Source organism: Mesorhizobium loti, from assembly GCF_003148495.1.
GTDB lineage: Bacteria > Pseudomonadota > Alphaproteobacteria > Rhizobiales > Rhizobiaceae > Mesorhizobium > Mesorhizobium loti.
On sequence record NZ_QGGH01000001.1, the window covers coordinates 1,367,165 to 1,384,930 of the forward strand.

The following is a 17,766-nucleotide window of genomic DNA, read 5'->3' on the forward strand; positions in this document are numbered from 1 at the left end:
AAACTGCGTGCCAAAATTCACGTGACCTCTCAACATAATTAACAATCTTTTAACAGTTGAAGGAATAGCTAGGTTAGTGCCGCAATCTGATCTTGCCGGCATATGGAGTATTGTCGGAGGCAGCCATGCAATCATCTCTGCCCATGGTTCCTCAGCAACACGCTCCAGATGCGGGACAAGCGGGATCATACGCGGCTTCGACTGTCGAACTGGGCGATCTGAAGCGCATCCTGGTGCGCCGCCGGTTCTGGATCTTCGGCACCGTCGCGCTGCTGACGCTGGTCACCTTGCTCTACGGTCTCTTCACGCCCGCGCTCTACAGCTCGGCGGCTGAAATCCTCATCGATCCGCAGGATCTGCAAGTGGTCACCAACGACGTCAATCCCAGCCGTATCTCGCCCGACGGCGGCATCACGCAGGTCGAGAGCCAGGTCAGCGTGGTCCAGTCGACAGGCGTGCTGATGCGGGCGATCGCAGCGACCAACCTGACGCAGGATCCGGAATTCAACGGGCAGGGCTTGCTGTCGCGCCTGCTCGGTTCGGCATCGGCCGAAGGCGACAGGTCGGCGCAGACCCTCGACGCGCTGCGCCGACGCCTGGCGGTGAAGCGGGCCGACAAGGTCCTGGTCCTCGACGTCATCGTCACCGCCAAGAGCGCCGACAAGGCCGCCCTTCTGGCCAATGCGATCGCCCAGGCCTATCTGGTCGACCAGGCCAGCGCGCGGGCGCAAATGGCCAAGGACGCTTCGGAGTCCATCACCGCGCGGCTGGACGAACAGCGCAAACGCGTCCAGCAAGCCGAGAATGCCGTCGAGGCCTACAAGTCGGCCAACAATATGGTGATGGCGGCAGGCAATCTGGTCAGCGACCAGGAACTGACCGAGATCAACACGCAGCTTTCAGCGGCGCAGAGCCGCACCGCGGCGCTGAAGGCGCAGGTCGACCAGATGCGCCGGCAGAGCGGCACGGCGGACGCAACCTCGGAAGCGATGCGCTCGGCGGTAATCTCGAGCCTGCGGGCACAAGAGGCGACGCTGGTCGACCAGGTCTCGCAGCTCGGCACGGAGCTGGGGCCGCGTCATCCCTCGCTGATCGCAGCCCAGCAGCAGCTGCGCGACACGCGCCAGCTCGTCGCGCGCGAACTCGGCCGCATCGCCACCGCCACCGAGACCGACTATGAACGGGCGCTCGCCAACCAGCAGGCGCTGGAAGCCAAGGTCGCGGGCATGAAGAGCAAGTCGCTCGACACCGACCAGGCCTCCGTGCGGCTGCGCGAATTGCAGCGCGACCTCGAGGCGCTGCGCTCGGTTTATGCGAACTATCTCCAACGGGCCCAGGAGACGCGCGAGCAGATCAATGTTGACAGCACCAATGCGCGCATCATCTCCAACGCCATGCCGGCCCTGAAGAAGAGCTGGCCGCCTTTGTCGCTGCTGCTCGTCGGCGCGATCTTCGGCGGGCTGGGGCTCGGCACCGGCCTGGCGCTGATCGCCGAATATGCCTCGCCGACGGTGCTTTCAAGCGCCCAGATGCAGTCGGCCATCGAGGCGCCGGTGCTGGGCGTGGTGCCGGCAAGGTCAGGCACTGGCCGGCACTGGTGGCCTCTCGGAGGGAATGCGGCCGCCGCGGCCAGCCAGAAGACCGACGCCGTCGTCGGCCTTGCGCTGAGGCGCATGTTCAGTTCGGGCCAGCGGCCGCCGGACTGGCCGCTGGTGCCATCCATCCTGGTGACATCGTCGCCGGGCGAGGGCGCGCAGCGCAGCCGGGTGGCGCGGCTGCTGGCCAATACCGCTGCGTCCAGGGGCAGCCGTGTGCTGTTCATCGATGCCAATGCCAGCGGCAGCGGTCCGAAAGATCCACAGCCGGGAATCCTCGACGTGCTGCGCGGCGAATACGCGTTTGAAGCCGTCAGCCACTACGCGGCCGGCAGCAACGTCGCGCTGCTGGGCAGGGGCCGCTCAAAGGCGGTCTTCCAGGAAGCGCATGGCATCTACTTCGCGCAGCATATGCTGGCCCAGGCCAGCCGGAGCTTCGAGCTTGTCGTTATCGACGGCGGCGCGCTGGCCGACAATCTCAATGCCTCGCCGCTGGTTGCGATGGTCGACGAGATCCTGCTCGTCGCCACGCTGAACGCCACGCCGATGCGCGACGTCACCGCGACCTCGCAGGCCGTCTCCGTCATGGGGCGGCTGCCGACAGGCGCCTTGCTGGTCGACGAGGCGGCCTGATATGGCCGCCAGCTGGAGCGGAAGCGCTTCGAACTACGGTGCTGCCGCGCCCCGCGCCGGCACGTCGGTCGACGCGCTGACGCGCTTCGGACTGATCGCGGCGGTGGCGGTGCTGTTCAGCGTCTCGGGCGGCATGCTGTGGCTGGTGGGCTACAATTACGACGGCCTGTTCGGCAACCCGGCGACCAAGATCCACCCGTCTACCTATCTCATCGTGCTGCTGCTTGCCTGGCGCTCCTGCACCTTCGGCAATCCGGTCGGCTATCTCGTGCATGTCGCCGACAGGCGGCCGGCCAGCGCACTGATGGCCGCCATCTCGATCGTGCTGCTGTTCGTCGTCATCGCCAGGCAGCGTCCCGGCATGGCCGGCATGATCGATACGTTCGTGGCCGCGGCACTTCTGGTGCTGATGCTCAGCGAGGATGACGAGCGAACATTCGCCGGGCTGCAGACCGTCATTCACGTGGTCATGACGGCGAATGCGTTGCTTGCGCTTTTCGAGTTCGCCACCAAGACGCTTATTTTCCCCTATCGCCTCGACGGCGTGGCGTTTACCACCGATCTGCGCTCGAGCGCGCTGCAGGGGCATCCGCTTGCCAATGCCATGGCGACAGCGATCTACGTGCTTGCGCTGCTCTCGGGTGCCAGATCCCTGTCGATGCCTGTGCGGATAGGGCTGATCAGCCTGCAATGCGCGGCACTCGTCGCCTTCGGCGGCCGCACGGCGATGGTGACGACGGTGGTGCTCGGCGGCTGCTACCTGCTTTTTCAGGGCATCATCAAATTGCGCCGGGGCCGCGTCAACCTGCTGGGTGCGGCACTCGGCTTCATGCTTGCCGCGCTGCTGCCGGTCGTCGTCGTCGTGGCGGCATATTATGGCTTCTTCGACGCGCTGCTGGAGCGCTTCGTGTCGGACAGCGGCAGCGCCAATGCCCGCGTCGAGATGTTCGAGCTCTTCAAGTATCTGGAATGGCGCGATCTGATCGTTGGGCCGGATGTCGACCTGGTCGACAGCCTGCGCCGCATCAACGGTCTCGAACAGGGCATCGAGAACCCGATCATCCGCACGATCGTCTATCAGGGCGCCTTCTTCACCCTTTTGCTGACGTTTGGCTTCGTGCTGTTCCTGTTTGAGGTGGCGCGTCGCTGCCACGCCGGCATCTGGCTGCCGATGCTGGGCTGGATCATCCTGATCAACACCTCGGAAAGCGTCGCGTCGAAGACGACGCTGCTGACCAAATTCGTGGTGCTGGTTCTGGTGCTTTACCGGCCGGCGCGAGCGGTGGTGCGGCAAAGGGCGCAGCCGGCGCAAACGTAGCGCTCGGGATGGCGGGTGCCTATTCCGGCATAATCAGCCCAAGCGCCTCAACCATCGCCGGGTCCAGCGCCCGCGTGCTGTCGTCCATCATACCCATGCCGTCGAAGAGGTCCCAGAAGGCCCAGGGGAAGCCGAACGACTCGGCGCTCTGCCTGACATCGGCGATGTAGCGCGCGCGATCCGGATTGGGCGCGGCGACGTAGCGGGCATCGGTGCGCAGCGCGCCGAACTCGCCCATGATGATCCGTTCCGGCGCAAGGCCGTGGCCGTCGGCCCAGGCGCGAGCCTCGCCAAGATATTTGTCGACAAACCAGCGGTCGGGCCGAGCGTCGAAATAGACCTTCAGCACGCGCTCGGTTTCGGCATAGGCGGCCTGCTTGGCCTCTTCAGGGGTTTCGGTGTCCTGCGCCATACGTGCCCTGACCGAGGCCAGCGTCTGTTCCAACGAGCCGGCGGATGCCGGCCACGGCACATTGTTGAGCGACCGGTAGACCGGCTCGCGCATCCAGGGTGCGCCCTGATGGCTGAACAGATAGGGCTCGTAGAAGTGGAAGGTGAACAGGATCGGCTCGAACCGCGCCAGCGGCGCCGGATCGAGCGCGGTCAGTCCGCTCACCATCGAGCCGCAGCCGCCGGTGACGACCAGCGGCAGGGTCGCTGCCGACGCCCTTGCGGCGGTCAGGAGTGAAAGCTGGATCTGCGACCAGACGTTCGACGCGCAGGCCTGCGCCGGCTCGTTGACCGGCTCGAGCGCCACCCTGCCAGGCTGGAAGCGCTCCAGCCTGCCGGCAAGCTCGCCGACCAGCCCACGATAGAGATCGAAAGCGGGTGCCGCGGTGCTGGAGACCATGCGGTCGGGGTTCCAGTAATGGGTGGCGCCATTGGCCTGCACGTTGACGATGATGCCGAGGCCGGCGTCGAGCGTGGCGGTGACGGCCGCGTCCAGCATGTCCAGCAACTTGCCGCGCGTGGCGGCGTCGGCGGCCAGGAAAGGACCGGGATCGACGGGCAGACGGATGAAATCGAGCCCGGTCCTGCGCAGCCGACCAAGGTCATCTGGGGTCGGCACCGGCCGTTGCGACTGGAAGGGCGGCCAGTCATAGTCGGTGCGGGGTGCGGGAAATTCGCGCGTCAGCGAGAACCAGGGCCAGGCGTTGACGCCGCGCCGAAACTGCGGCCCGGCGGCGCGGGCGGTTGGCGCGATCGGGAGCGAGCCAAGGGCCGCCGCCGTGGACAGCGCCGTCCGCAGCACCCGCCGGCGCGACCAGCCTCTCATACAGTTCCGTGCGATGCGTGATCCATCGCGGTGGTCTTGGCGGCGGTCACGCCGAGCAAGCGGTAGGCTTCATTTTCATAGGCAAGCAGGACATCATCCCAGCGGAAGGCTTCGCGGGCGCGCGCCCTGGCGGCAACGCCGCAGGTCTTGACCAGGTCATCATCGTCCAGCGCCTGGTGCATCCGCTCGGCGCAACTGTCCTTGTCGGTGAAGTAGACCGCGGCCGCTCCCGCGGTCCACCTGTTGTAGGGATTGTCGTGCGCGATCACCATGTTGCCGGCCGCCAGCGCCTCGACCAGCGACGGGTTGGTGCCGCCGACCGTGTGGCCGTGCAGATAGGCGCGGGCGTGGAAGCGCAGCGCCTTCACCGTTGCCTGGTCGTAGATGGCACCCGGCAGGACCACCGAGCCGTTCGCCGCCTTGCGGATGGCGGCATGGTAGGGGATGTCGTCGGACAGCGTTCCCAGCACCACCAGCTTCATGTCGCGCTTGGCGGAGCAGAAGGCTTCGACGATCGGCAGGATGTTGTTGTCGGGTTCGATGCGCGCGATCGAGACCAGATAGCGCCCGGGCTCGAGGCCGAGCGCCCGCACCGGCGCTTCCGGCGCCGATGTCACCGGATCGGCGCCATAGGCGATGGTGGCGATGGCGCTGCGCGGCCGGCGCGTCGCCAGGTGATCGGCGATAGCGGGATGATCGGCGACCAGCCGATGCGAGGCCCACGCGCCGATCCATTCGTTGAGCCAGAACCAGGTGCGCGCCGCCATGCCCCATTTGGGGCGGCGCCACTCGATGCCGTCCATGTTGGTGAAGATCTTGCGCCGCTTCAGCCTGAGCCAGGTCAGGAAGATCGCGCCATTGTAGCCGAGCACCAGGCAGACGCCCGGCCGGCTGGCGGCGTCGCGGACGCATTGCCAGTCGAATTCCAATGTCGCGCGCGGCCCCTTGGAGGCAACCTGGATGTGAATGAGCTCGATGCCGCGCCAGGTTTCGCTGCGCACCCGCTGGTCGATCCGCTCGACCTCATCCTGGCAATAGACGGCGACCTTCCAGCCTCGCCCGACAAGAAACAGCGCCAGTCTTTCGGCAAAGGTTTCAAAGCCGCCATGGGCCGCGGGTATGCCGCGGGTCCCCAGGATCAGAATGGCGGGCGTCTCTGGCTTCATGGCTGGTGGCACTTTCGGATGCTATATATTAGCTGCTGCTTAATTTTTAGGAAGCAGGTGGCAACTTCCATGCCATCCGCCGATTTTCGGCGTACTGGCGGGTGATCATCGCGTGGGGTTGTAAAAAAACGGTATTGAACCCGGTGGTTGTTTCATTCTCGGTCAACCCTTCTGTGCGTAGCTGTATCGAAACGAGGCATTGCCAGGGTCGTGCGGCCGATAGCCGGGCATATCGAACTGATAGCCGGGCATATCGAACCAGGCATGATTCTTGCGGCAAGGATTCTGCACACCCTCGTCGAGCGCGATGGTAGCAGCACCTGGCGGGATACAAAGATGCGGATTGCCTGTGTTCATCAGGGCTATGAACTCTATGGTTCCGACCGCAGCTTCGCGGAGAGCGTTGCTGCGTTGCGCGCCGCGTTTCCGTCGGCCGACATCGAGGTGGTCTTGCCGCGCAGCGGGCCGATCGTACAGATCCTGGAAATGCATGCCAGCCGCATCGTCTTTGAACCGCTCTGGGTGCTGAGGCGTCAGGCCATAGCGCGCCTTGCGACGGTCGAGATGGCGCGATTGCCTATTGCCGTGTTCAGGGCGTGGCGGCGCCTCAGGGAATGCGACCTCGTCTATGTCAACACCTCGATCGTGGCCGACTATGCGCTGGCCGCGCGCTTGCTGCCTCACAAGGCCGTCCTGCACATCCACGAAATCCCCGAAGGCGCCATGCGCAGGATACTCGTCGGCCTGATGCACTGGAGCCATGCGGATCTGATCTTCAACTCGCGCGCAACGCGCGCCGCGTTCGGCGATCCCAAGACCGCGCGCACGCATGTCGTCTACAACGGCGTTGCCGGGCCGGCGGCGGTCGAACCGACCACCTATGACGGCAAGCGCCCGTTGCGTGTGTTGCTGCTCGGCCGCATCAACCGGATCAAGGGGCAGGAGGTTCTGCTGGAGGCGATCGCCTCGATGCCGGCAGAACTCCAGTCGAGGATCGAGGTGCGGCTGGTCGGCGGCGCCTTCGAAAGCACCGAGCGCGAGCGCGCTTTGGCCGAACTGGTCGAGACGATGGGTCTCACCGGGCGCGTCAGCGTCTTGCCCTTCGTGCCTGACCCTTCGGAGCATTACCGCTGGGCCGATATCGTCACCGTGCCGTCGCGGCGTCCCGAATCGCTCGGGCGCGTCGCCATCGAGGCAATGGCCTATGGCCGGCCGCCGCTGGTGTCGGCGATCGGCGGGCTCGTGGAAGTGGTCAGCGACGGCGAGACCGGCTGGCATGTTCCGCCCGGCGACGCAGCAGCCCTTGCCGCGAAATTGCAGGAGATCATCCTCGCCCCTGAGGCCTGGCGCGGTTTTGTCGCCGCGGGCCGAGCGCGCTACGAGGCAATCTTCAGCGAGCCGGTCGCGGCCGCCGCGATCGCTGCGATCGCCGCCGACAAGCTCAAGACGACCATGGCGCGACCGGGGCGGGCGCGGGCTGCCCGCCAAGCGGAGACACGGCCGTGAAGTTTGCGTTCCCGAGCCATCTGGTTCGACGCCTCGTGCTGATGATCGGCGGCGAGGCGATGCAGAGCGGCTTTCACTTTGCCCTCAACATCATGCTGTTGCACATGCTGTCGGCGCAAGGCTACGGCCTCTTCGCCATTGGCATGGTGATGGGCGGCGTCGGCCTGTCCTACATCAGGTCGCTCACCGCCGTTCCCGCCAGCATCTGGATGAGCAAAAGCACCAACAGCGCAGGCGTCGATGCCTATGACGTGGCGTTTGGAACGGCAGCGCTGATCGTGGCGTTGCTGATGGCCGTCGGTACGGCTGTTCTGATGCATCTGCTTGGCGATCCAAGCGGAATTGCCGCCGGCTGCTTCGTCGGCGCCTGGTCGTTGCGCAGCCATATGCGCACGGCTTTCTTCGCCCGTCGCCAGCAGGTGGTCGTTTCCATCAGCGACGGCGCTTTTACAATCGCCGGCATTGTCCTGACCGGGCTGACGATCTGGAAGGTCCAGGACCCGCTGCAGACCGTGTTCTATGCACTTGCCGCGGCAAATGTGTTCGGCATTTTCGTCCTGGTCCGACTGGCTCGGCGCACACTTCGCATCAGCTTCCGCATGCCGACGCGGCGACGCTATATCGGGCTCTGGCACCAGCTGCGCTGGTCGGCGTTCAGCGCGACCACCACCAACATCCAGGGGCAATGTCTGGCGCTGCTGGTCGCTGGCATTGCCGGGCCTGCCGCCTACGCGCCGCTGGCGGCGGTCCTGGTGCTGTTTGCCCCGCTGCGCATCATCAGTCTTGCTTTCGTCAACATGACGCAGCCGGATCTTGCCAGGCTGATGCGCAACAACGAAACAGGCCGTGTCTGGGCGCAGGCAAAGATCTGGGCGCTCGTCATGGGGCTCGGCGGGCTGGTTTATGGATGCGCCATCATGTTCGTCCTGCCGATGATAAAATCCCAGGCCCTCCAGGACGCCTCGGTCGGATTCATCGGGATTTTCGTGATCGCGAATTTTGTCCCGATCATGCTCTATATCATGCCCCGCATCGTGCTTGAGATACTCGGCGATTTCCGGATCGTCGCGTTCACCACGCTGGGCGGGGCGGTCGTCGGGCTGGTGCTGATCGCGATCCTGCTGGCGATTGCGTCGCCGCCGTGGGCGCTGGTGGGTTCCGCCATGTCCGAGATCTTCGTGCTCGCGGCATCATGGTATTTCGCACATCACCGCATATGGAATCTCGAGCATCCGGATGAGGCGCGCGACAGCCGATTGGGTTCGTGGCGGCGGGCGGTCTCGTTCGCGACGGCAAAACGATAGGAGAAGATGAAGATATGGCAGGCCAGGCAGTGCAAAGTGCTGCGGCGACCGGCTTGCCCGAAGGGCAGGTCCCCAATCCCGCAACCGTCGCCGCGAACCACGCCTATACGGCGCGATTGCACACCAGCCTGGAAGCGGCCAGGCCGCTCTGGCTGCGCTACGAGGCGGACGGTGTGTGCACCGCCCACCAGCACTATGCGTGGGCCGAGGGAATCGTCGCGCGGCTGATGCCGAAAGGTGCGGACGTGCTCATCGTAGAGGTGAACGACGCCGCAACGGGCGCGCCCCGTATGCTGGTGCCGCTGATGCGGCGAGCGGCCTTCCGCCATCGAGTGATCGAATGGCTGAGCTGTGGCGTTTGCGACTATTCGGCACCGCTGCTGGCCGACGCGAGTCCGTGGACGCGGCAATCCGCACAGGCCGCGTGGGCCGCGGTGCGTTCCGTGCTGCCGCCGGCGGACCGCATCAACATCACGGGAATTCCGCAATTGATCAGCGGCGTCGCCAATCCGCTGGCCTTGCTCGCGGCTACGCGCGATTCCCTCCATACCAGCTTCGGCCTCGCTATCGACGGCGACCCGGAAACCGTCCTCAAGCGTCTATGCAGGCCATCCTTCGTCAAGGCCTTCAACAAGGACTGGCGCCGGATCGAACGGCTCGGCGGCGTGGAACTGGTCGAGGCCAACACACCGGCCCTGGTGGAGCTCATCTTCGGCAGCCTGGTGCGGATGCGGCTCAGCCGCTTTCGCGAATTGGGCCGTTTCGACCTGCTGACGCAGGGGACGGTTGTCGATTTCTACCGAAACGCCGCTCTCGACGGGCTCTCGGATGGATCGGTGCGGCTCTTCGGGCTGCGCGTTGGTGAAGCTCTGATCGCAGTCCAATACCTGCTGGTCCATCAAGTTACTGTTCATGCTCTGCTGATATCAATCGACCAGGGCGCGGTGCCCAACGTCTCACCGGGACTTCTGATCATGGGCAAGTTGATGAGCTGGGCGCGCGAGAAGGGTTTCGACTATTTCGACCTGTCGGTAGGCAACCAGAGCTACAAGGAACATATGGGCGCCACGGGTTCGGCCCTGCGCGAGCTTTGCCACGGGATCACGGTGCGGGGCAATGCCGTGAGCACCGCCCTCGAGGTCCGCAACCGGACCGAGGTGTTCGTGCGCTCCAAACCTCGGCTGCTCAAGACGATCCAGGGACTGATGCGGGGTTTGCGGCGCTTGCGTGGAGGGCCGGAATGACAGGACAAGCACGTGGCAAGCCGGGCAATGCAAGTGGTTGCGATGACGGACAATGGGCCGGTTTTTCCGATTGCCGCCAGCGCCGGCGCCGGCGCGTGCTATACGGCGCGGCTGCACACCAGCTTTGAGACCGTCAAGCCGCTCTGGCTGCAACACCAGGCGGATGGCGTCTGCACCGCCCATCAGCACTACGCGTGGGTCGAGGGAATCGCCGCACGGCTGATGCCCAAAGACGCGGACCTGCTCTTCGTCGAGGTGAGTGACGCAGCGACGGGCGCGCCGGCCATGCTGCTGCCGCTGATGCGGCGCCGGGCCCGCGGCCACCACGTGATCGAATGGCTAAGCTGCCGCGTGTGCGACTATTCGGTGCCGCTGCTGGCGGATGCGAGAGCGTGGACCAGGCAGAGTGCCGACGCCGTCTGGGCGGCGGTCCGTGCCGTGCTACCGCCGGCCGATCGCATCCATATCGCGGGAATCCCGCAGCAGGTCCACGGCGTGGCCAATCCGCTGGCGCTGCTTTCGGTGGCGCGCGGTTCCATCCAGATCACCTCCGGCCTTGTCCTGCATGGCGAACCGGAGACGCTCATCAAGCGCATCTGCAAGCCGTCCTTCGCCAAGACCTTCCACAAGCAGTGCCGCGCCTTCGAACGGCGTGTCGGCCTCGCTCTGGTCGAGGCCGACACGCCTGATCTGACCGAGGAGCTTTTCGACACGCTGCTGGAACTGCGGCTGAAGCGCTTTCGCGAGCTTGGGCGTTTCGACCTCCTGACGCAGGCCCCGGTCGTCGACTTCTACCGCCACGCGGCGCTGCAAGGCCTGTCCGACGGATCGGTGCGGCTGTTCGGGCTGCGCGTCGGTGAAGCCTGGCTCGCCTCCATCTACGTGCTGGCCAGAAAAGGCACGCTTCACGCTCTTCTGCTCGGCATCGACCAGAACGCGGTCGCCAATGTCTCACCCGGCCTGACGATGATGGGCAAGCTGATGATGTGGGCGCGCGGACAGGGGTTCGACTATTTCGACCTGTCGGTCGGCAGCCAGGGCTACAAGGAACATATCGGTGCCGCGAGCTCGGTTCTGGCCGAGATTTGCGAACCGATGACGCTGCGGGGCAGGGCTGCGAACGCAGCCATTTTGCTAAGCAGCCGGACCGAGCTTTACGTGCGCTCCAATCCGCGGCTGCTCAAGGCCGTCCGGAGCCTGATGAGCCGCTTGCGGCGATTGAAGGACTGAAGCTGGCCGCATTCGAACTCGCGGAGCCCGCCAAGGCGGCCGCGCCTGACCGCCCCGGCAAGGACGTTCTCGCTGAGGACATTTCAGGGGTGGCTTGACAAAGCACTGGTGCATGCCCCACTTGCCGCGGCCATTTGGGGCTTTGGGGATTTCGATGAAAAAGACTTACGAAAAGCCGACGCTCAACAAGCGTCAGCAGCTCTCGCGCGTCACAGCGGTGTTCGCCGGGTCGGCACCACAACCAACCTGACAGGCTAACAGCCGTTCGGCGATCGCGACCATCAAACCCGCCGCCGCAAGGCGGCGGTTTTTTTGTCCTCTGATCCCGGTACAAAGCGTATGATCTCGAACAATTTCGGGAACACCGCATATCGATCCGTTCCAGCATCCACCGGCGCGTTGCTCAATCGCCTGAGATCGTGGACGGCGACAAGAACAAGCTCCTGCTGGGGGCGTTCATGCGCCTGTAGCCTTGCCCAGCAAACCAACGCTTCACATCGCCTCCGACTCGAAAAGCAGCATCATGGCATCGTCGTCTTCAGGCGCGTATTTGCGCCGGTCGACGGCGCAGGCCTTGCCGATCTCGCTGGCAAATGCCGCACGAATGGCGTCCAGGCTGTCGAAATAGAGGGTCGCGACGAGGTAGGGCATCTCGCCCGGCGACAGGTTCACGATCGGCCGCTTGCTGACATCATAGCGCCGCAGGCCGGGAAGCTGTTTTGCGAGCGGCAGATGGATGTCGAAATAGTGCCGGTCGAAGGCGGCCGGATCGGCCGGTGTTTTGTAGATGACAAGCATTTTGGCCATGGGGTGCTCCCTTTGTCTCGCATGATCGGCGCTGCGATGTTCGTTGGCGCCACACCAGTGTCGTTCGCGAAGAGCGGATTTCGACAAAGGGGGCGGATTTTTCGCAAGACCGACAGCATGACGCCGTCCCCTGGTGATATTTCGCGCACCGCCTTGCCTGCCGATAAGCAGCTGATGTGCGGTCGCGTGGGCGATTTATGAAAAGCCGACGCTGAGCAAGCGTCAGCAACTCTCCCGCGTCACGGCGATATCGATCCCGTCAGCAACCTGACAGGCAAATCGCCGTTCGAGGATCGCGATCATCAAACCCGCCGCCGCAAGGCGGCGTTTTGCATGGCCCAGGTGCAGCAGACGGCACCGCGCCACCGCGCACAATATCAGCCGTTTGCACCGAAATTGACAGGAGATCGCGTCTCCGTCATCCTTGAGCCCAGTCGCCAGGCTGCGGACAGCGGCCGCGTTGCGTGTCAGGGCGACCGAGGGCAGTGTCATGGTCAGTCCCGTCATCGGCCAGAATTCCAAGCGCGCCGCGGTGCGCAAGGCGCTCGACCGCCACAAGGTCTACATCACCGCGCAGAGCTTTTCGGCCGGCACCTACCAGGCCCGCGTCCTGGTCGACGGCGAGGCTTACTGGGTCGACGAATTCCGGTTGAGCCAGCTGCAGCAGGGACTGTCGCCGGCGGAGCTCGAGTTGACGCCGGCCACTGACGATTGAGCGTGACTGGCGTGTTCCTGGCCGCCGTGCTTCGCTCCTGGTCATGACAACTCCACCAAAACTCAAAGCCTATCGCGCCAAGCGCGAATTCTCGAAGACGCCGGAACCGGCCGGTGGGCTCATTGCCGGCGACGGCAACCGCTTCGTCGTCCACAAGCACCACGCCACCGCAGACCACTATGATCTGCGCCTGCAGGTCGGCGATGTCTTGAAGAGCTGGGCGGTGCCGCGCGGGCCTTCGCTCAATCCGGCCGACAAAAGGCTGGCGGTCCAGACCGAGGACCATCCGCTCGAATATATCGACTTCGAGGGCGTCATTCCCGAGGGCGAGTATGGCGGCGGGCCGATGATCGTCTGGGATACCGGCACCTGGGCGCCGATGGACGACGTCGAAAAAAGTTTCAAGACCGGCGCCTTCAAGTTCCGGCTGGCCGGCGACAAGCTCAATGGCGGCTGGATGCTGACCAGGCTGAAGCCCAAGCCCGGCGAAGACGAGAACAAGAAAAACTGGCTGCTGTTCAAGGAGCGCGACCTTGCCGCCGACACCGCGCTCGACATCCTCGAAGCGCGGCCGGAAAGCGTCAAATCCGGATTGCGCATCGAGGAGCTGGTGGCGCCGGCGAAACCGGCCGCCAAACCCGCACCCAGGCAGGGTTCGCTGAAGCCGGGCACGCTGCCGGGCGCATTCAAGGCGCCGGCACTCAGCCGCATCGAGCCGCAGCTGGCGACGCAGGTGCCGAAACCGCCCGATGGCGAGGATACCAAGGGCGGTACAGGCGAGGTCTGGCTGCATGAGATCAAATTCGACGGCTACCGCACCATGGCACATCTCACCGAGGGCGTGGTCAAGCTGATCACCCGTGGCGGCATCGACTGGACGAAGCGCTATGGCGACCTGCCGCATGCCTTCGCCAAGCTGCCGTGCCGCGATGCCATCATCGATGGCGAGATCGTCGTGCTCGACGCCAAGGGCATCAGCCGCTTCGCGCTGCTGCAGGATGCGCTGGCCGAGGGCGCCGGCAGCAGGCTGCACTTCTACGCCTTCGACCTTCTTTATCTCGACGGCTGGGACCTGACCAAGGCGCCGCTCATCCGGCGCAAGGCGCTGCTGGCGCAGATGCTGTCCGGCCTCGGCGCCAATTCTGCCATCCAGTTCTCCGATCATGTCGAGGGCTCGGGGCAGGGGCTCTACGACCAGGCGTCGGAACTCGGGCTGGAGGGCGTCGTCTCCAAGCGCGCCACCGCGACCTACCAGAGCGGCCGCACCAAGAGCTGGACCAAGACCAAGGCGCTGCAAAGCGGCGTTTTCGTCATTGCCGGCTACACCACCTCGGACGCGGCGGAGGGGCTGGCAGCCCTCGGGCTTGCCGAATTCGAGGACGGCGAATTGCACTATCGCGGCAAGGTCGGCACCGGCTTCGACAGCGAAACCGCTGCCGAGCTGCTTGCCCGGCTGGAGTCGCTCACATCAGGCGCGTCCGCACCGGAAGGCGCGCCGCGCGAAATCATGCGCGAGATGAACTGGGTGAAGCCGCTGCTCTCGGCCCGCATCCACTACGCCAACCGCACATCGGACAATGCTCTGCGCCACGCGGTGTTTCGCGGCTTGCGCGATGTCGGCCTGTCGACGCCGGTGTCCTCGACGCGCAAGCGGCTCATCTCAGAGGCTGATCTGGCCACCATCTGGGTGACCAATCCGACGCGGCGGCTGTTCGGCAAGACCGGCCCGACAAAGCTCGACATCGCCGTCTACTACGCGTTGGTCGGCGACTTCATGCTGCCGCATATCCTCGGCCGGCCGGTGTCGCTGGTGCGCTGCCCGACCGGCCTGCCGAAGGACTGTTTCTTCCAGCGCCATGCCTTCACCGGCATGCCGCCCTCGGTGGTGACGTTCGAGGCGACCAATTCCGAGGGCGAGACCAAATCCTACCTCTCGGTCGAGGGAGCAAAAGGGTATCTGGCGCTGGCGCAGTTCGGCGTCGTCGAGTTCCACACCTGGGGCACGCATCGCACCAGCCTCGACAGACCCGACCAGATCGTCTTCGACCTCGACCCGGGCGAGGGGATCACCTGGCGCGAAGTGGTCGAGGCTGCGGTGCACATCAAGGGCGAACTGGAGGGGCTGGGGCTGGTGCCCTTCGCCAAGACCTCCGGCGGCAGCGGCATCCACATCACGGTGCCGGTGACGTGCAAGCAGAACTGGAAGAAGCTGCACCAGGCGACCAGCGCCATATCAACGCATCTGACGGCAACCGCGCCCGACACCTTCACCACCACCATGGGCAAGGACAATCGCAAGAAGCGCATCTTCATCGACTATCACCGCAATGCGCGCGGCCACACTTCGGCGGCACCTTACTCGCTGCGCGCCCGCACCAATCTGCCGGCCTCGACGCCGGTGAGCTGGAGCGATCTCGAATCCATCGATGCGCCGCAGGATCTGAACTATTCCTCGCTGCCGGGCTTGCTGGCAACGTCGGGCGATCCATGGGCGGAGATCGAGGACTTTGCGCGGGATTTGCCGGTGTTCGAGGGGGCGAGGTAGATCATTCGTGATGGCGCGACCCTCTCACATTCGTCATCTTAGGGTCTGCGCCGCGTCGCTTCGCTCCTTGCTCCGGCCTAGGATGACGAAGGGAAGGACGGCCACTTCCTCAACCTCCATCGACGCTTCATACAATTTGAATTATCCTCCCGTCCGCGACCCCTTCGGCGAGCTAAAAGATTTCGTCAGGGATTTTCCTGTATTGTGCGGGGTCGGTGTAGGATTTGCGCAAGCTCGTTCGTCCTTCGGACGAAAAGCGCTGCAGAGAGCATGATCCCGAAAAGTGGGAACCGGTTTTCGGATAAGATCATGCTCAAGCTAAAATGTCAGTGCGTGGCCGCGTAGGAGTGTTTCATGGCGCCCAGGGCAAGTTGGAAAGGTTACCTCAAACTCAGCCTCGTGAGCTGTCCGGTGCGGCTATACCCCGCCACCAGCGCGAGCGAGCGCATCAGCTTCAACCAGCTGCACAAGAAGACCCACAACCGCATCAACATGAAGCCGGTCGACCCGGAACTCGGGCTGGTCGAGCGCACGGACCTGGTCAAGGGCTACGAATACGAGGACAAGCAGTACATCATCATCGATGATGCCGACCTCGACGCGGTGCGCATTGAATCCAACCATACGATGAACATCGAGGCCTTCGTCGACGAGGGCGAGGTCGACGTCATCTACCAGGATGCGCCATACTATCTGGCGCCCGACGGCGCGATGGCCGAAGAAACCTTCGCCGTGCTGCGCGAAGCGATGCGCAAATCCGGCAAGCTGGCGATCGCCCGCCTGGTGCTGTCGAGCCGCGAGCGGGTGGTGACGATCGGCGCCCGCGAGAACGGCATGTTCGTGTGCACATTGAGGAACCCGAACGAAGTGCGCGGCACGGCTGAATATTTCGGCAACATCCCGGCCGGAAAACCCGATGCCGAAATGCTGCAGCTAGCCGAAGCGCTGATCAAGCAGAAGGAAACCACCTTCGATCCGAAGAACTACGAGGACCGCTACGAGGCGGCGCTCATGACGATGATCCGCGAGAAGCTGAAAGGCCACAAGCCGATCATCGCGGCGGCACCCGAGCGCGGCAATGTCATTAATCTGATGGATGCGTTGAAGGCGAGCCTGTCGCAATCGAAACCGCCGGCCAAGTCGAAGAGCAAGGCCGACGAAGTGGCAAAGCCAGCCGCGAAGAAGGTGGCAGCGGGTGGTGCTGCTGAAAATCCGCTGAAGGCCAATCTGCTGAAGGCGGTCGGCAAGAGCAAGAAATGAGGGCACAAGCGGTCCTGGGGGCTGTCTTCGGTACCATCGGCGCGCTGGCGGCGTTTCCGCTCAGGCTGGCGGCACGCGAGGTCGAGCGCCAGCACGGCCAGTTGCGGCGCGGCGTCACCAGGCGCACCACGCATGTCGTGTTCGGCCGGACATTGTTGGCCAAGGCCGGGCTCCCCAGGAACGGTGATGTCGGGATCGAGCGCCGTGTCGCCGCCGAGCGCGGAGCCGCGCACAAGCTCCTCAGCGAGAACGGTTTCCTGCGCCTGCTCGGGTTAATGAAGGCGCCGGAGGCGTCTTCGCTGTCCAGGCAATCGCTGATCGAGCAATCGCGGCTATCGGGCGCCGACCTCGACCTGTTGTCGCTGTTCGATGCCTTCGAGCATGACGCAGAACCCTATTCCTTCCGCGACCTGATCCTGGCGCGCAAATATGCCGGGCTCATCGCCGGCGGTGCGACATGGGGCGCGATCGCGCGCTCCGTCCATCGCTCCGGCCCGGTGGCGTCGCTGACCGCGAAGTCGCTCAATGTCGGCTCGCAGCATGGGCGCGCCGACGCGATCTATCTCGAGGGTGGGCAGAGCGAACTCGACGGCCAGTTGTTGTTCGATTTGGGCACCGCCGGGGCAGAGGGCGACGACACGCTGGAAGAGCTCTTCGCTGAAGCGGAAGCGGCGGAGGAGGGCGGCGACCATGAAGGCGCTGCCGCACTCTACCAACGCTGCCTGGCCATCGACCCGAGCGATGCCATCGCCGCCTTCAACCGCGCCAACTGCCTGCGCGCCGGCGGCCACGCGGCGGACGCCGCGCACGACTACATCAGCGCGATAAAACTCGATCCGGCCTTCGTCGAGGCCTGGTTCAATCTGGCCGGGCTGATGAGTGAGCAAGGCCGCGAGGCCTCGGCGCGGAGGCACCTGCAGAAGGCGATCGCACTCGACAAGAATTATGCCGATCCGGTGTTCAACCTGGCGAGGCTGGAGTTTGATGCGGGCAATCTGCTGGAGGCACGCCGACTGTGGGTGCGCTATCTGGAGCTCGACGCGGATTCGGAGTGGGCGCGAGTGGCGGCCAAGGGCGTGCAGTTCGTGGATTTGCAGCTGGCGCGGACGGCGGGGTGAGGGCAATGGTCGCGCTTGGACACCCCCCTCTGGCCTGCCGGCCATCTCC

Annotated in this window: 16 protein-coding genes; 11 read left to right on the top strand and 5 right to left on the bottom strand. The window is 64.7% G+C overall.

The genetic code is table 11. The features are described 5' to 3' along the window. Positions 1-125 precede the first annotated feature (125 nt). Complete coding sequence (locus C8D77_RS06980) at positions 126-2,228, top strand: GumC family protein (protein ID WP_109661385.1); 2,103 nt, start codon at positions 126-128, stop codon at positions 2,226-2,228. Between the two features lies 1 nt (position 2,229). After that, positions 2,230-3,546, top strand: coding sequence for a VpsF family polysaccharide biosynthesis protein (locus C8D77_RS06985; protein ID WP_109660515.1), 1,317 nt, complete (start codon positions 2,230-2,232; stop codon positions 3,544-3,546). Between the two features lie 19 nt (positions 3,547-3,565). On the opposite strand, the gene C8D77_RS06990 is transcribed toward C8D77_RS06985, so the two are convergent. The 3 genes from C8D77_RS06990 to C8D77_RS07000 all read right to left on the bottom strand — a co-directional run bounded on the left by C8D77_RS06990 (position 3,566) and on the right by C8D77_RS07000 (position 6,345). Further along, positions 3,566-4,822, bottom strand: coding sequence for a glycoside hydrolase family 5 protein (locus C8D77_RS06990; RefSeq protein ID WP_109660517.1), 1,257 nt, complete (start codon positions 4,820-4,822; stop codon positions 3,566-3,568). After that, positions 4,819-5,988, bottom strand: coding sequence for a glycosyltransferase (locus tag C8D77_RS06995; protein ID WP_109660519.1), 1,170 nt, complete (start codon positions 5,986-5,988; stop codon positions 4,819-4,821). The genes C8D77_RS06990 and C8D77_RS06995 overlap by 4 nt, the downstream gene beginning before the upstream one ends. A 162-nt stretch (positions 5,989-6,150) precedes the next feature. Then, positions 6,151-6,345 (bottom strand): hypothetical protein, encoded by a 195-nt coding sequence (locus C8D77_RS07000; RefSeq protein ID WP_109660521.1) that lies wholly within the window; start codon positions 6,343-6,345, stop codon positions 6,151-6,153. Between C8D77_RS07000 and C8D77_RS07005 the strand changes: the two genes are divergently transcribed. From C8D77_RS07005 to C8D77_RS39065, 5 genes are all read left to right on the top strand, one after another. Next, on the top strand, positions 6,325-7,494 hold the full coding sequence (locus C8D77_RS07005) for a glycosyltransferase (protein ID WP_109660522.1): 1,170 nt from the start codon (positions 6,325-6,327) through the stop codon (positions 7,492-7,494). The genes C8D77_RS07000 and C8D77_RS07005 overlap by 21 nt on opposite strands. Further along, positions 7,491-8,798 carry an MATE family efflux transporter gene (locus tag C8D77_RS07010; protein ID WP_109660524.1) on the top strand — a complete coding sequence of 436 codons (1,308 nt, stop codon included), beginning with the start codon at positions 7,491-7,493 and terminating at the stop codon, positions 8,796-8,798. The genes C8D77_RS07005 and C8D77_RS07010 overlap by 4 nt, the downstream gene beginning before the upstream one ends. Before the next feature lie 14 nt (positions 8,799-8,812). Then, positions 8,813-10,042, top strand: a complete 1,230-nt coding sequence (locus tag C8D77_RS07015) for a GNAT family N-acetyltransferase (protein ID WP_109660526.1) — start codon at positions 8,813-8,815, stop codon at positions 10,040-10,042. 12 nt (positions 10,043-10,054) lie between these two features. Then, entirely contained in the window at positions 10,055-11,272 is a 1,218-nt protein-coding gene (locus C8D77_RS07020; protein ID WP_425453699.1) for a GNAT family N-acetyltransferase, read from the top strand. A 154-nt stretch (positions 11,273-11,426) separates the two neighbouring features. Further along, positions 11,427-11,522: a putative RiPP precursor gene (locus tag C8D77_RS39065; protein WP_425453700.1), complete on the top strand. Its 96-nt coding sequence runs from the start codon at positions 11,427-11,429 to the stop codon at positions 11,520-11,522. Between the two features lie 242 nt (positions 11,523-11,764). On the opposite strand, the gene C8D77_RS07025 is transcribed toward C8D77_RS39065, so the two are convergent. Together C8D77_RS07025 and C8D77_RS07035 are read right to left on the bottom strand one after the other, a co-directional pair. Next, positions 11,765-12,079, bottom strand: coding sequence for an EthD family reductase (locus C8D77_RS07025; protein ID WP_109660530.1), 315 nt, complete (start codon positions 12,077-12,079; stop codon positions 11,765-11,767). Between the two features lie 222 nt (positions 12,080-12,301). After that, the gene (locus tag C8D77_RS07035) at positions 12,302-12,586 is read right to left on the bottom strand and encodes a hypothetical protein (RefSeq protein WP_127373474.1); all 285 of its coding nucleotides are present in this window, start codon (positions 12,584-12,586) and stop codon (positions 12,302-12,304) included. On the opposite strand from C8D77_RS07035, the gene C8D77_RS07040 reads away from it, so the two are divergent. The 4 genes from C8D77_RS07040 to C8D77_RS07055 all read left to right on the top strand — a co-directional run bounded on the left by C8D77_RS07040 (position 12,570) and on the right by C8D77_RS07055 (position 17,717). Further along, positions 12,570-12,794, top strand: coding sequence for a hypothetical protein (locus C8D77_RS07040; RefSeq protein WP_109660535.1), 225 nt, complete (start codon positions 12,570-12,572; stop codon positions 12,792-12,794). The two genes, C8D77_RS07035 and C8D77_RS07040, sit on opposite strands and share 17 nt — an antisense overlap. Before the next feature lie 43 nt (positions 12,795-12,837). Then, positions 12,838-15,339, top strand: coding sequence for a DNA ligase D (gene ligD, locus C8D77_RS07045; RefSeq protein ID WP_109660537.1), 2,502 nt, complete (start codon positions 12,838-12,840; stop codon positions 15,337-15,339). 354 nt (positions 15,340-15,693) lie between these two features. Continuing rightward, the gene (gene ku / locus C8D77_RS07050) at positions 15,694-16,599 is read left to right on the top strand and encodes a non-homologous end joining protein Ku (RefSeq protein WP_109660539.1); all 906 of its coding nucleotides are present in this window, start codon (positions 15,694-15,696) and stop codon (positions 16,597-16,599) included. Next, positions 16,596-17,717: a tetratricopeptide repeat protein gene (locus C8D77_RS07055; RefSeq protein ID WP_109660541.1), complete on the top strand. Its 1,122-nt coding sequence runs from the start codon at positions 16,596-16,598 to the stop codon at positions 17,715-17,717. The genes ku and C8D77_RS07055 overlap by 4 nt, the downstream gene beginning before the upstream one ends. Positions 17,718-17,766: the final 49 nt, after the last annotated feature.

Bases quoted from the DNA above. Each gene is read 5' to 3' on its own strand.
- C8D77_RS06980 (WP_109661385.1), top strand. From the start codon at position 126: ATGCAATCATCTCTGCCCATGGTTCCTCAGCAACACGCTCCAGATGCG.
- C8D77_RS06985 (WP_109660515.1), top strand. From the start codon at position 2,230: ATGGCCGCCAGCTGGAGCGGAAGCGCTTCGAACTACGGTGCTGCCGCG.
- C8D77_RS06990 (WP_109660517.1), bottom strand. From the start codon at position 4,822: ATGAGAGGCTGGTCGCGCCGGCGGGTGCTGCGGACGGCGCTGTCCACG.
- C8D77_RS06995 (WP_109660519.1), bottom strand. From the start codon at position 5,988: ATGAAGCCAGAGACGCCCGCCATTCTGATCCTGGGGACCCGCGGCATA.
- C8D77_RS07005 (WP_109660522.1), top strand. From the start codon at position 6,325: ATGCGGATTGCCTGTGTTCATCAGGGCTATGAACTCTATGGTTCCGAC.
- C8D77_RS07000 (WP_109660521.1), bottom strand. From the start codon at position 6,345: ATGAACACAGGCAATCCGCATCTTTGTATCCCGCCAGGTGCTGCTACC.
- C8D77_RS07015 (WP_109660526.1), top strand. From the start codon at position 8,813: ATGGCAGGCCAGGCAGTGCAAAGTGCTGCGGCGACCGGCTTGCCCGAA.
- C8D77_RS39065 (WP_425453700.1), top strand. From the start codon at position 11,427: ATGAAAAAGACTTACGAAAAGCCGACGCTCAACAAGCGTCAGCAGCTC.
- C8D77_RS07025 (WP_109660530.1), bottom strand. From the start codon at position 12,079: ATGGCCAAAATGCTTGTCATCTACAAAACACCGGCCGATCCGGCCGCC.
- C8D77_RS07040 (WP_109660535.1), top strand. From the start codon at position 12,570: ATGGTCAGTCCCGTCATCGGCCAGAATTCCAAGCGCGCCGCGGTGCGC.
- C8D77_RS07035 (WP_127373474.1), bottom strand. From the start codon at position 12,586: ATGACGGGACTGACCATGACACTGCCCTCGGTCGCCCTGACACGCAAC.
- ligD (WP_109660537.1), top strand. From the start codon at position 12,838: ATGACAACTCCACCAAAACTCAAAGCCTATCGCGCCAAGCGCGAATTC.
- ku (WP_109660539.1), top strand. From the start codon at position 15,694: ATGGCGCCCAGGGCAAGTTGGAAAGGTTACCTCAAACTCAGCCTCGTG.
- C8D77_RS07055 (WP_109660541.1), top strand. From the start codon at position 16,596: ATGAGGGCACAAGCGGTCCTGGGGGCTGTCTTCGGTACCATCGGCGCG.